This is a genomic window from Acinetobacter sp. 789_lipA, from assembly GCF_058242845.1.
Window position 1 is genome coordinate 1,575,418 of record NZ_JBZAYS010000001.1, and the last position, 12,536, is coordinate 1,587,953.

12 protein-coding genes are annotated in these 12,536 nt (G+C 44.1%); 7 read left to right on the forward strand and 5 right to left on the reverse strand.

Annotated elements, in window-relative coordinates; translation table 11 throughout:
• The first annotated feature begins 6 nt into the window (after nt 1–6).
• The 7 genes from AC4CUZ_RS07575 (at nt 7) to tnpC (ending at nt 8,430) form a co-directional block, all read left to right on the forward strand.
• Entirely contained in the window at nt 7–2,022 is a 2,016-nt protein-coding gene (locus AC4CUZ_RS07575) for a M3 family metallopeptidase (RefSeq protein ID WP_490748059.1), read from the forward strand.
• An 11-nt stretch (nt 2,023–2,033) separates the two neighbouring features.
• A complete protein-coding gene (locus tag AC4CUZ_RS07580; RefSeq protein ID WP_490747458.1) occupies nt 2,034–2,972 on the forward strand; it encodes an ABC transporter permease in 939 nt (312 codons plus the stop codon).
• A 7-nt stretch (nt 2,973–2,979) separates the two neighbouring features.
• On the forward strand, nt 2,980–4,125 hold the full coding sequence (locus AC4CUZ_RS07585) for an ABC transporter permease (protein ID WP_436905672.1): 1,146 nt from the start codon (nt 2,980–2,982) through the stop codon (nt 4,123–4,125).
• Between the two features lie 10 nt (nt 4,126–4,135).
• Complete coding sequence (locus AC4CUZ_RS07590; protein WP_490747459.1) at nt 4,136–5,866, forward strand: ABC transporter ATP-binding protein; 1,731 nt, start codon at nt 4,136–4,138, stop codon at nt 5,864–5,866.
• 169 nt (nt 5,867–6,035) lie between these two features.
• The gene (tnpA, locus tag AC4CUZ_RS07595) at nt 6,036–6,419 is read left to right on the forward strand and encodes an IS66-like element accessory protein TnpA (protein ID WP_043974824.1); all 384 of its coding nucleotides are present in this window, start codon (nt 6,036–6,038) and stop codon (nt 6,417–6,419) included.
• A complete protein-coding gene (tnpB, locus tag AC4CUZ_RS07600; protein WP_004684362.1) occupies nt 6,416–6,751 on the forward strand; it encodes an IS66 family insertion sequence element accessory protein TnpB in 336 nt (111 codons plus the stop codon). Before tnpA ends, tnpB begins: the two co-directional genes overlap by 4 nt.
• Nucleotides 6,752–6,825: 74 nt before the next feature.
• Complete coding sequence (gene tnpC / locus AC4CUZ_RS07605) at nt 6,826–8,430, forward strand: IS66 family transposase (protein ID WP_490747413.1); 1,605 nt, start codon at nt 6,826–6,828, stop codon at nt 8,428–8,430.
• A gap of 120 nt (nt 8,431–8,550) precedes the next feature.
• Here tnpC and rluB read toward each other — a convergent pair whose 3' ends face one another.
• The 5 genes from rluB to AC4CUZ_RS07630 all read right to left on the reverse strand — a co-directional run bounded on the left by rluB (nt 8,551) and on the right by AC4CUZ_RS07630 (nt 12,467).
• A complete protein-coding gene (gene rluB / locus AC4CUZ_RS07610) occupies nt 8,551–9,657 on the reverse strand; it encodes a 23S rRNA pseudouridine(2605) synthase RluB (protein ID WP_490747460.1) in 1,107 nt (368 codons plus the stop codon).
• 41 nt (nt 9,658–9,698) lie between these two features.
• Nucleotides 9,699–10,286 (reverse strand): SMC-Scp complex subunit ScpB, encoded by a 588-nt coding sequence (scpB, locus tag AC4CUZ_RS07615; RefSeq protein WP_010327370.1) that lies wholly within the window; start codon nt 10,284–10,286, stop codon nt 9,699–9,701.
• A complete protein-coding gene (locus AC4CUZ_RS07620; protein ID WP_279677629.1) occupies nt 10,286–11,080 on the reverse strand; it encodes a segregation and condensation protein A in 795 nt (264 codons plus the stop codon). Before AC4CUZ_RS07620 ends, scpB begins: the two co-directional genes overlap by 1 nt.
• Nucleotides 11,081–11,528: 448 nt before the next feature.
• A complete protein-coding gene (locus tag AC4CUZ_RS07625) occupies nt 11,529–11,795 on the reverse strand; it encodes a hypothetical protein (protein ID WP_279739255.1) in 267 nt (88 codons plus the stop codon).
• A gap of 54 nt (nt 11,796–11,849) precedes the next feature.
• On the reverse strand, nt 11,850–12,467 hold the full coding sequence (locus tag AC4CUZ_RS07630) for an L-threonylcarbamoyladenylate synthase (protein ID WP_004695345.1): 618 nt from the start codon (nt 12,465–12,467) through the stop codon (nt 11,850–11,852).
• Nucleotides 12,468–12,536: the final 69 nt, after the last annotated feature.

The following is a 12,536-nucleotide window of genomic DNA, read 5'->3' on the forward strand; positions in this document are numbered from 1 at the left end:
GTCATGATGAAAAAGCAACATTTTAAATTCACTGCATTGTGCATGTTGGGCCTAGGGATGAGTCAGATGGCTTTGGCGGAAACAGCACCGCGCCAAACATTACCCAGCTTTCAAGCCAAAGACATCCCTGCAATGTGTAATGCCAAAATTGCGGATGTGAAAAAGCAACTTAAAACGTTTGAAAATAAGCCCCTTAAAAACGAAACGGCAGCAGCACCTGTATTGGCTGAATGGGATCGTATTTTTGCATCATTTGAAGATTTTTACGGCCCGATTGGTCTGTATAGCAATGTTGACCCTGATGAAGCACTGCGTAAAGCGGCTGAAGACTGTGAAATTAAAATTAGCCAATTCCAAACTGATGTGTATCAAAATCCAAAGCTATATCAACAAATTAAGAAAATTAAAATTGCTGATCCGATTGAAGCCAAGTTCCGTGAAGATATTTTGGAAGGTTTTGAAAAAACAGGGATACAGCTTTCAGCAGATAAACAAGTACGTTTAAAAGCGATTTTTGATGAATTGGCAAAAGTTGAACAAGAGTATGCACGTAATGTACGTGATAATCCTGAAAAACTCGAATTTAGCCCAGATGAGCTAAAAGGCCTGCCACAAAGTTATATCGACGGCTTAAAGAAAAATGAAAAAGGTAATTATCTACTGGGGTTTGAGTATCCAGATTATCGTCCGTTTATGGAGTTGGCAGATAACGATGACGCACGTAAGCGTTATCAAATTGCATTTACCCGACGTGGTGGCGAGAAAAATTTAGCGCTGCTGAAGCAAGCGATGGACCTACGTTATGAGTTAGCACAACTGTTTGGCAAGTCTAGTTATGCCGAATGGGTACTGCAAAGCCGGATGGCGAAAACGCCTGAAACCGTGAATAAATTCTTGGCAGAGGTACATGCTACCGTAGCACCCCTAGAGAAAAAGGAAGTCCAAACTCTACGTGAGTTTAAAGCACAAAGTTTAAATATCCCTGTTGAGCAAGCCAGTATTGAGCGTTGGAGCGAAGCATATTGGAGTGAAAAATTACGCAAAGCCAAGTATCAGGTCGATCAAGAGCAACTACGTCAGTATTTTCCAACGCAAGCCTCTCAAGACTGGCTATTTTCCATTTCTGAAAACCTGTATGGCATCAAGTTTAAGCCTGCAAAAGTCGAGGTTTGGCAAGATGAAGTGGAATATTATGATGTGACCGATGCTAAAACAGGGCAACTGCTCGGCGGCTTATATATGGATAAATTTCCACGTAAAGGTAAATATGGACATGCTGCTGTGTGGGGTGTTTATGGCGGCAGTAGCCTAACTGGACGCAAACCGATTTCAGCACTGGTCACTAACTTTAACCGCAATGGTTTAAATAGCGATGAGTTAGAAACTTTTGTACATGAGTTTGGTCATGCGCTGCATGGCATTTTATCTAACACACGTTTTTCATCTCAGTCAGGAACTTCGGTTGAGCGAGACTTTGTCGAAGCACCGTCACAAATGTATGAAGAATGGGCTCGACGCAAAGAGACTTTGTCAAAGGTGGCAGACTACTGCAAACCTGACTGCCCACGCGTGGATGATGCGTTGATTGCCAAACTCAATGCCGTGCATAGTTATGGGCGTGGTTTGCATTATGCACGTCAGACGTTGTATGCACAGTATGACATGGCGCTACATGGTAGTGATGCACGAGAGGTTCAGCCCTTAAAGGTTTGGGAAAAAATGGAAGGGGAAACGGCCTTGGGCTATGTTCCAACCACCGAGTTTCCGGGGCAGTTTGGTCACATCATGGGTGGTTATCAAGTCGGTTATTACGGCTATATGTGGTCAGAAGTGATGGCGTTGGACATGCTTTCAGCCTTTGGTGATAACTTAAATAACCCTGAAGTGGGGCAGCACTATCGTCAAACCATTTTGTCCCAAGGTGGTCAAAAACCTGCCAAAGCATTGGTCAAAGACTTTTTGGGTCGTGAACCTGATAACAAAGCCTTTTTCGATGAAATTACCGGTCAACGGGTGAAATAAGGGGCATTTTTATGCTGGCATATATTATTCGTCGAATTTGGCAAATGATCCCGACCATGCTTGGGGTGGTTTTGCTGATTTTCTTCTTGTTTAACTGGGTCGGTGGTGATCCTGCCTATATTTTGGCAGGGAAAATGTCGAACCCTGAACAGATTGAAAATATCCGACAGCAGCTTGGGGTCGATCAGCCCTATTATGTGCAACTGTGGATTTTCATCAAACAGATTCTGACTTTTGATTATGGGCTGAGTTGGAGTACAGGGGAGTCAGTATCGCAAATCATCATGACACGACTTGGGCCTTCACTGACTTTGCTCATTCCACTGACGATCTTACAAACCATTATTTCTATTATTTTGGCTTTGGCGGTGGCAGCGGTGCGTGGCAGTTTAACGGATCGTATGGTGATGATGCTGTGTACGATTGGCATGTCGATCAGTATCTTGGTGTATATCATTGTTTTTCAGTATGTCTTTGCCTATCAGCTGAGCTGGTTTCCAGTACAAGGCTGGAGCGATAGCTTTAGTGAGAACCTGTTTAAGTATACTTTATTACCTATTCTGATCATGTTAGTGGTCAGTATTGCCCCGACTTTACGGTTGTATCGTAGTTTTGTTTTGGATGAAGTCAATCAAGACTATGTTCGTACTGCACGTGCCAAAGGGATGGGTGAACGGCGCATTTTAGGCGTGCATGTGCTACGTAATGCCTCAATCCCGATTATTACAGACGTGATGGCAAGTTTACCTGCTTTGTTGATTGGTGCATTTTTGATTGAGCGTTTCTTTGGTATTCCGGGCATTGGTCGTGAAGTAATTATTGCGGTAGAGCGTAGTGATTTTCCCGTAATTAAAGCCATTACCGTGTACGTTGCCCTCGCAACGATGTTTTTCAACTTGATTGCCGATTTGATTTATAAATGGGTCGATCCACGTGTACAGTTGAAGTAGGTGAATTATGCTCAGTGTTCTCACTAAAAGAAAACCAGATACTGCTGAACCTACAACAGCATCTACAGGGCTATGGCAACTCGCCATGCGCCGTTTAAAACGCGATCGAATCGCGATGTTTTCACTCCTAATCGTACTGTTTTATTTGGTGCTGTTAATTTTGTCATCCACAGGATTGATTGCAAAAGACTGGAATAAAGAAGTTGCGGTGAGTTATGCACCGCCTACGTTTATCGGTGCAGCAGCGATACCTGCTACGCAAAGTGAAGCACAAAAAGTCGAAGCGGCTGTGCCTGAAAACCCTGTTGATCCTTTAAAAGATGTCATTCGTGAGCTCAATGCAGAAATTGCTGCTGAACAAGGTGTGGGTGGTGCAATTGATTATTATGGGGTTGTTGATCCTTTAGCCGAAGATATGAAAGCGATTGACCAAGCGCTGGATGGTCATTTACTAGATCAACAAGCGGAACTCAAGCAAAGCCTGATTTTAGGTGCCGACAAATGGGGACAAAGTGTTTTACTGAAAACCATTAAAGGTGCAGAAACATCAATTATTGTTGGCTTAGTCGCAGCTTTTCTTGCTGTGGTGATTGGTACCGTTCTAGGTGCAATTTCGGGCTACTTTGGTGGCTGGGTCGATGATGTCTTGAACTGGTTTTATAACATTTTCACTTCGATTCCTTATTTGCTCTTGGTTTTAGCGATTGCCGCAGTACTACAACAAAAAGGCGTTTTATCGATTGTTTTGATTTTGGGTTTAACGGGGTGGACGGGAGTATATCGTTTAATTCGTGCCGAATATATGAAGCATACTTCGCGGGAATATGTGCTGGCGGCAAAAGCGATTGGAGTGAGTCATGGCCGACGTATCTTTGTGCATATATTTCCCAATGTCAGTCATATTGCACTGGTTCAAATGTCAATTTTAGTGGTGGCCTTTATTAAGTCAGAAGTGATTTTGAGCTTCCTAGGTTTTGGTGTCCCTGTTGGTGTGGTGTCATGGGGCAGTATGTTGAATGAAGCGCAAAGTGAACTGATTTTAGGCAAGTGGTGGCAGTTAGCGACCGCTTCGGTAGCAATGGCGGTTCTGGTCACTGCATTTTCAATGTTTACCGATGCACTGCGAGATGCATTAGACCCGAAACTGAAATAGGAGCATGAGAATGTCTGAACTTAATCATATGACAGCGCCAGCCTTACTTCAGGTGGAAAACTTGCGTGTCAGCTTTAAAAATGAAGAAAAGCAGTACATTGAAACAGTCAAAGGCATCAGTTTTAGTATTCCAGTGAATACCACTGTGGCCTTGGTTGGGGAGTCAGGTAGTGGGAAGTCGGTCACATCGCTAGCAACCATGGGGCTATTACCTACAGAAAGCAGTCAAATTGCTTCGGACAGTAAAATTCTGTTTGAGGGGCAAAACCTACTCGATTTAACGCGTCGTGAAATGCGGAAAAAGTGCGGTAAAGATATTGCCATGATTTTTCAAGAGCCGATGTCATCCTTAAATCCTGTGTTTACGGTAGGTTCACAAATTGCAGAAATTTTGCAGTTACATTTGGGCATGAGTCGTAAGCAGGCGCGTGTACGTGCTTTGGAACTCTTGATAGAAGTTGGGATTCCATCTCCTGAAACCAATATTGATGCTTATCCGGGGCAGTTGTCGGGTGGGCAGCAGCAGCGCGTCATGATTGCTATGGCAATTGCGTGTAAACCCAAACTATTGATTGCTGATGAACCGACAACAGCGCTGGATGTCACCATTCAAAAGCAAATTTTAGATTTGCTGGAGTCGTTGCGGAAGAAGCATCAAATGTCGATGCTGTTTATTACCCATGATTTGGCTTTGGTCGGGGAAATTGCCGATCAGGTAATCGTAATGCGGCATGGTCAAATTCGTGAACAAGGCAGGGTTAAAGATGTGCTTGAACGCCCTCAAGATGTCTATACCAAAGCGTTGTTACACTGCCGTCCACAATTGTCCAAACGTCCCATGCGTTTGCCCATGATCAGTGATTTCATGCAGCAAAAGGGTGATGACTATATTGAAACGCATACCATCGATGTCGAGTCACTTCAACAAAGATCTCGCGGCTTAACTGGCCAAGAAGAGATCATTTTAGATGTGCGAGACCTTAAAAAGTCATTTTATAGTCGTAAAGGATTATTCGGCAAAGAGGAGTTTCAAGCGGTCAAAGGCGTGAGTTTCCAACTGGCAAAAGGCAAGACTTTGGGCTTGGTGGGTGAGTCTGGTTCAGGGAAAACCACCATCGGATTATTGCTGATGCGCTTAAAGGCGGCGACGGGAGGAAAAGTGCTGTTTGAAGGTCAAGATATTTTGGCCATGTCAGAAAAAGAGTTTGCTCGGTATCAACGCAAGATTCAAATTATTTTCCAAAATCCCTATGCATCACTCAATCCACGTTTTACCGTCGGGCAGATTTTAATGGAGCCGATGCAAGTGCATGGGATCGGCGCGAATGATGCTGAACGTAAACAGATGGCTTTGGAACTGTTGGAGCGTGTGAGCTTACCTGCACAGGCTTTTTATCGTTATCCACACGAGTTTTCAGGCGGACAGCGTCAACGTATTGCGATTGCGCGCTGCCTAACTTTAAAACCTGAAATTTTGATTTGTGATGAGTCTGTTTCAGCGTTGGATGTTTCGGTACAAGCCCAAGTACTGAATTTGCTGCAAGATTTACAGGATGAATTTGGACTGAGTTATATCTTTATTTCACATGATTTATCAGTGGTGAAATATATTTCAGATCAAATCATGGTCATGAATCATGGTGATTTGGTGGAAATAGCCAATTCAGATGATTTGTACCAGTCTCCACAGCACGAATATACTAAACGCTTACTTAGCGCCATTCCGCAAAGTGTGGCATGAATGGGCTGCTGTTGGCGGGGGAATAAAAACGCTCAATAAGTTGGGCGTTTTTTATAAGGAGCTTGCAGTTTTTTCTGATCTAGGTAAGCGTCCGCTGAACACACCTTATGAATTCGTCCTATAAGCCTTAATTTAGTCCTCACTTAAAAACAAGTGGGAACTTAAATTTATGACTACAAATAACCAGACATCCATCGCATCTCTTACGATAAAACGAAGAACATATAGTGCTGAATTTAAACAGCAGATCGTTCAGGCGTGTAAAGCATCGGAGGTTTCAATTGCTTCGGTCGCTTTGCAACATGGATTGAATACAAATCTTGTATCCAAATGGATTCGCTTAATTGATGCTAAGCCAGGGAATGATCGCTCACTACTACCGAATAAACCTGCATTTATTGCCTTATCTTGCTCCGCACCATTAGATCCTATCCCTACTGGCATGTTAACGGTTCAAATTACTTTACCCCACTCAAAAGCAGAAATTGGCTTGAAATGGCAAGTATCAGAAATATCTGCTTTAGCAGAATTACTCAAGGCACTTACAACATGATCCGTATCGATGAAATCTGGTTGTCTACCCAGCCCATGGACATGCGTGCAGGTATGGATACGGCCATGGCTCAGGTGGTGAGAGCCTTTGGCTACATCAAACCGCATTGTGCTTACCTGTTCTGTAATAAACGTGGCCATCGCATGAAAGTGCTGGTACATGATGGACTGGGGATCTGGCTGTGTTCTCGGCGGTTGGAACAGGGAAAATTTCACTGGGCTAAAGTTCATCAGGGTGAAACCCTTGCACTCAGTCCAGAACAGTTACAGGCACTGATCCAGGGTTTGCCTTGGCAGCGCATTGGACGACAGCAAGTGGTCACAATGCTCTAAACTAGCTTGGTCCATTCTGCTATTCTCCAAACGTTCTATTTCATTCTTCTCATGACCTCAGGCATACTGCGGTCATGAATACACTGCCTGATTTAAGCCAACTGACCCATGAACAACTGCTGGAATTTACCCGGCAGTTGGCAATGCAGCATCAGTCTTTGGCACAATCAAATCAAGAATTAGAAAAATCAAACCAGCAATTGGATGCCAAAGTTCAACATCTTTCCATTCTCACGCAAAAATACGAGCATGAGCTCGCACTATTTAAACAGCACAAATTTGGCAGTAAAAACGAACATCTCACTGCAAAACAAATCCATCTATGGGATGAAGCGGTCGAAGAAGATATTGCCGCTGTTGATCTGGAACTGGAACGGCTGAATGCAGATAAAACTGATGCAGCGACACACAAAGCCACAGTCAATAAACCTAAACGTCGACCACTGCCAGATCATCTACACACCATCCGTATTGAGCATGAACCTGCATCAACCCAATGCAGTTGTGGCTGCCAGTTACGTCGTATCGGCGAAGATATCAGTGAAAAACTGCATTTCAGACCGGCACAGTTCTATAAGGAACAGCATGTGCGTGGCAAATGGGTCTGTGATCAGTGTGACACCCTGACTCAGCAAGCGATGCCCGCCTATGTGATTGATAAAGGCATTGCTTCACCTGAATTGCTCAGCCATGTGCTGGTATCGAAGTATGCCGATCATTTGCCGCTGTACCGTCAACGTCTGATCTATCAGCGGGCGGGAATCGAGCTTTCTAGATCAACTTTATCTGACTGGATAGGTCGCTGCGGTGTAGAACTGGAACCTCTGGCCAATGCTTTAAAAGAGGTGGTGCTGCAACAGCGGGTGATCCATGCTGATGAAACGCCGGTCACCATCATGCGGATGAGTGATGATGAGAAAAAACCGAAGAAAGGTTATGTCTGGGCCTATGCAACAACCCAATATAATCCAATTCAAGCCGTGATTTATGACTTTCAGGATAGTCGTTCAGGCCAGCATGCTGAAGCGTTCCTGAAAGACTGGCAGGGCCATCTGGTCTGTGATGATTACAGTGGTTATAAAGCACGCTTTAAATCAGGCCAAGTCATTGAGGTGGGCTGCATGGCGCATGCTCGTCGTAAATTCCATGAACTGCATGTGACCAAGAAAAGTCAGGTCGCTGAACAGGCCTTAGTGCTGATTCAGAAACTGTATGCCATAGAAGCAGAACTCAGGAGAAAGACCGATGGTACAGCAGAACAGCGCCGCGAATACCGACAACAGCATAGTCAACCGGTGATGCAACAACTGTATGAATGGCTCAACCAGCATCAACTGACGGTGCCATCGAGTTCTCCAACCGCCAAGGCCATCAATTACACTCTGAAGCGTTGGCCAGCTTTAAGCCGCTATCTGGATGATGGCAATCTACCGATTTGCAATAATTGGGTGGAAAACCAGGTGCGGCCTTGGGCGTTGGGACGTAAGAACTGGTTATTTGCAGGTTCGCTGCGTAGTGGTCAGCGAGCGGCAAACATCATGACTTTAATCCAGTCAGCAAAGCTGAATGGGTTGGATCCGTATGCCTATTTAAGTGATGTGCTGAAAAGATTGCCGACCCATAAAGTGACCCAAATAGAAGAATTGCTACCACACCGCTGGAAATCCAACTCAAATTAAAAAATAGACATGGGGTTCAGCGGACGCTTACTGATCTAGAACAGAAAGAGGGCTTATTGTGCAGTGTAAACACATATAAAAAGAGCCACTCGAAAGTGGCTCAAATTTGGACTTTAAAAATTAAAACTTCTTAAAGCTTTTATTTCCAAAAGGTTTACGTGGCGCATTTTCATCACGCGCGTCGCGTTGACCATAGGTGCCTTTGTTGCCAAAGTTCTCTGGACGGCTGTCACGTTGTGCATAGCCTGAGTTTTGGCGTGGTTCATGTTGACCATAACCAGTTTGTGCATTGTCCTGACGACATTGGCTATGTCCATTTGGATTTTCACGGCGTTCACGATTGAAAGCTGGCTTCGCTTGTTGTTGGCCTTCATCTTCATTGTCACGGCGCTGTTGGCGTAAGAAACCACCACGACGCGCAGCCATTGGTTTTTCTTGCATACGTTCAGTACGACGTTTTGCCATGCCGTATAAACCAGTGCCTTGGCGCGGCTTTAGCTCAACCGCTTTGGTTAAGTTGTCGATGTCGTTTTTGTCCAACTCCATCCAACGCCCCGTACGTAATTCACGCGGTAAAATAACCGTGCCATAACGTGTACGGAGTAGACGGCTGACTTTTAAACCTTGCGATTCAAAAATACGACGTACTTCGCGGTTACGACCTTCTTTTACCACCACTTGATACCAACGGTTAACCCCTTCACCGCCAATTTCAGAGAATGACTCAAACTTTGCTGGGCCATCATCTAACACCACACCTTTGAGCATGTTGTTCTTAATTTGAGGCGTCACTTCACCCATAACACGTACAGCATACTCACGTTCAACTTCGTTTGATGGGTGCATCAAGCGATTCGCCAACTCACCATCGTTTGTAAATAGTAGTAAACCTGTTGAGTTAATATCCAGACGACCGACCATTACCCAACGATCATTCGCGATTGCAGGCAATTGCTCAAATACAGTTGGACGTGACTCAGGATCACTACGTGAACAAATTTCGCCTTCTGGTTTATAGTAAATCAGAACACGACGACGAATTTCATCTTCAATTTGGAACGATACTTTACGACCATCGATGCGAAGCTCATCACCTGGTTCAATACGTTCGCCTACTTGGGCAACTTGGCCGTTGACACTCACACGACCAGCGGCAATGACTTCTTCCATATAACGGCGAGAACCCAAACCAACTCGTGCGAGTACCTTTTGCAACTTTTCACTCATGACAGCATAACCTTAGAAATTATCATCAACAGTTCACCTATTTACGACTTCGGTGCATTCGCATCGAGCGCCATAAAAGCTTCCTTGGCATCCTGCAGGGGAGGCAACTGACCTAAAGAATTTAGGCCAAATGCATTTAAAAATTGGGGCGTCGTAACTAACAACGCAGGTCTTCCTGGGAGTTCACGAAAACCGGACTCTTTAATCCAGTTCCAATCAAATAACGTGCGTAACAGTTGACTGTTATTTGAGACTCCTCGAATTTGTTCTATATCTGCTCGAGTGACGGGTTGATGATAAGCAACCACGGCCAACATTTCGAGTAGCGATGGCGAGAGGCGAGTTGGTCGCTCTGGCCACGTTTGCGCAACGATTTGACGGTATTTTGCTCGAACTTGAAAACGAAAACCTTGAGCAGTTTCAATCAGTTCAATCGAACGACCATGCTGTAGCATGGCAAGTTGTTGTAAAAACTGGCGTAAATCTTGTTTGCTATATTGATTTTGGAACGATTCTTTCAATCGTGCAAGTGAAACAGGTGCATCACTGGCAAAAATAATCGCTTCTAATTGCATCAACACTTCATGCAAGTTATCTTCGTTCGTTACAGGAGCGGTTTGTTCTAACATTATTTTTTGACTCCTTGTATCGAAAGCGGTGCTTCAACACCTGAACTTACAATTTGAATACGTTGCTGACGGGTTAACTCTAAAATGGCCATAAACGTCACGACCATGCCCATCCGACCTTGAATGGGACGCAGCAAAGATTCAAAAATTAAAACTTCACCTGAAGCGACTTTGCTTTCAATAAAAGCCATGCGCTCTTCAAGTAAAACAGGTTCTTGTGCAATTTGGTGGGTAATCGGCTCAGGTCGGTTAAACACGCAGAACAGTGCATCACGCAGCTGTTGCACATCATGACCGTCATTATTGTCTAGAGTTTGGCCTAAGCTGACATTGGTTGAGAAGGTGTCTCGCTCTAATATAGGCATTTGCCCCAAGCGTTCAGCCGCTTGTTTAATACGGAGATAAGTTTCTAAACGGTCAATCAGCTCTTGTTTTGGGTCTTTTTCAATTTGGATTGCATTGGGTGCTTTGGGCAACAGCAAACGTGACTTTAAATCAGCCAATAGCGCGGCCATCACCATATAGTCTGCTGTCAGCTCAATGTTCAGCGACTTCATGGCATCCATATAAGACAGGTATTGCGCTGCAATCGGGGCAATATCTAACTGTAATAAGTCGAAGCCGTTTTTTTGAATCAGGTAAATCAGAAAGTCGAGTGGTCCTTCAAAATGCTCTAAAAGAATTTCAAATGCAGCTGGAGGAATATATAAATCCTCGGGGATGGAGTCATGCCACTCATCCATAACACGGATTTGTGGAAGATCTTCCATGGCATTATGGACGGATTGATTCATTACAGTTATTGGCCACGCGAATTTTCAAAGGCATGATTATGTTTTTTCGAATCAGTACTTAGGAGAAAAAGTAGAGGTGATTTAAAAAATACATAATTTTAATAGGGCTTAGTGTAAAACAAATTGCGGTGTGAATACATGATTTCACCGACCAAATAACAAAAAAAGCTGTAAATAAATATAGAGTATTTATTTGTGTGATGCTTTTTATCCACTGATGTCGTAGCTAAATTTGCAGAAATGGGGTGGGTTTGAGAGAACTTGGCACACTTAGGGCATAGTCCTGTAGTTTGCAAAATAATCGATTTGCTGCAGATAGGTAAATGGGCGATACAGATTTATTGAGATTAGAATAGTGAGGGCAACGCTTTTATTTGATAGATGGTTTGAATGAGTGAAGAGAGTAGCTGAAGCTCAAGTTAATGTCAGTTGACGCCAAAGAAAAGATTTACTCAGGTGCTTGTAGCGCAAATTCAATGATGCGCTGACAGCTGTCTTGTAGGCAGAGATTTTTGGGTTCGAGGAATTTGAAATATTGTTGGATGGTCGAGATCGGGAGGAAATAGCTGTACAGATTCTCTTCCCGCATAATGCAGTTGATTGAACTCGGGCTTTGCACCAAAGTCTCGGACTCAAGCGTCCAAGGACGCTGCACATATAAACTATGTTGCTCGGGAAATTGATTCAGATTGAGCAAAACCGTAAACAGGGTCATGTTGATCTCTTGAGAATGTGAGATTTAGTTTCCCTAGCGAATAAATGCAGCGCATCACTCAAATGCGCTGACATCACCAAGTCCACGGCGAATCACTTCAGGGTGATCACCTGATAAATCGACAATACTGGTGGTGCTTAATGTGCCCAGCCCGCTGTCGATAAACACATCAATTCGTTTTGACAGTTGCATTTCAATGTCATAGGGATCATCCAGCGGTTCTTCTTGATTCGGCAGGATTAATGTACTGGTTAGTAGCGGCTCGCCTAACTCTTTGAGTAACATTTGGCACACTGGGTTACTTGGAATACGTAAACCAATAGTTTTTTTCTTCGGATGCATCAAGCGTTTAGGCACTTCACTGGTTGCAGGCAAAATGAACGTCGTCACGGCTGGTGTATTATTTTTCAGTAAACGATACATAGCATTGTCCACTTTGGCATAAGTGGCAATATCGGATAGATCAGCACAAATGATGGCATATTGATGTTTGGCCCCAAGGCCGCGAATTTGAGCAATCCGCTCCATGGCATTTTTATTCCCAATCTGGCAGCCAATGGCATAAGCGGCATCGGTCGGATACACCACCACATCGCCTGCGCGAATCCGTTCTACTGCTTGGCTGATTGAGCGTGCTTGAGGGTTATCAGGATGGACTCTTAAATGAAGCATCGTTTTTATCTCCTGATGGTTTTTTCAACATTATCGCGCTTTATCTCGGTGATGTTCAATGACCAAAAT

Coding starts and splice junctions, on each gene's coding strand:
- AC4CUZ_RS07575 (WP_490748059.1), top strand. CDS start 7: ATGAAAAAGCAACATTTTAAATTCACTGCATTGTGCATGTTGGGCCTA.
- AC4CUZ_RS07580 (WP_490747458.1), top strand. CDS start 2,034: ATGCTGGCATATATTATTCGTCGAATTTGGCAAATGATCCCGACCATG.
- AC4CUZ_RS07585 (WP_436905672.1), top strand. CDS start 2,980: ATGCTCAGTGTTCTCACTAAAAGAAAACCAGATACTGCTGAACCTACA.
- AC4CUZ_RS07590 (WP_490747459.1), top strand. CDS start 4,136: ATGTCTGAACTTAATCATATGACAGCGCCAGCCTTACTTCAGGTGGAA.
- tnpA (WP_043974824.1), top strand. CDS start 6,036: ATGACTACAAATAACCAGACATCCATCGCATCTCTTACGATAAAACGA.
- tnpB (WP_004684362.1), top strand. CDS start 6,416: ATGATCCGTATCGATGAAATCTGGTTGTCTACCCAGCCCATGGACATG.
- tnpC (WP_490747413.1), top strand. CDS start 6,826: ATGAATACACTGCCTGATTTAAGCCAACTGACCCATGAACAACTGCTG.
- rluB (WP_490747460.1), bottom strand. CDS start 9,657: ATGAGTGAAAAGTTGCAAAAGGTACTCGCACGAGTTGGTTTGGGTTCT.
- scpB (WP_010327370.1), bottom strand. CDS start 10,286: ATGTTAGAACAAACCGCTCCTGTAACGAACGAAGATAACTTGCATGAA.
- AC4CUZ_RS07620 (WP_279677629.1), bottom strand. CDS start 11,080: ATGAATCAATCCGTCCATAATGCCATGGAAGATCTTCCACAAATCCGT.
- AC4CUZ_RS07625 (WP_279739255.1), bottom strand. CDS start 11,795: ATGACCCTGTTTACGGTTTTGCTCAATCTGAATCAATTTCCCGAGCAA.
- AC4CUZ_RS07630 (WP_004695345.1), bottom strand. CDS start 12,467: ATGCTTCATTTAAGAGTCCATCCTGATAACCCTCAAGCACGCTCAATC.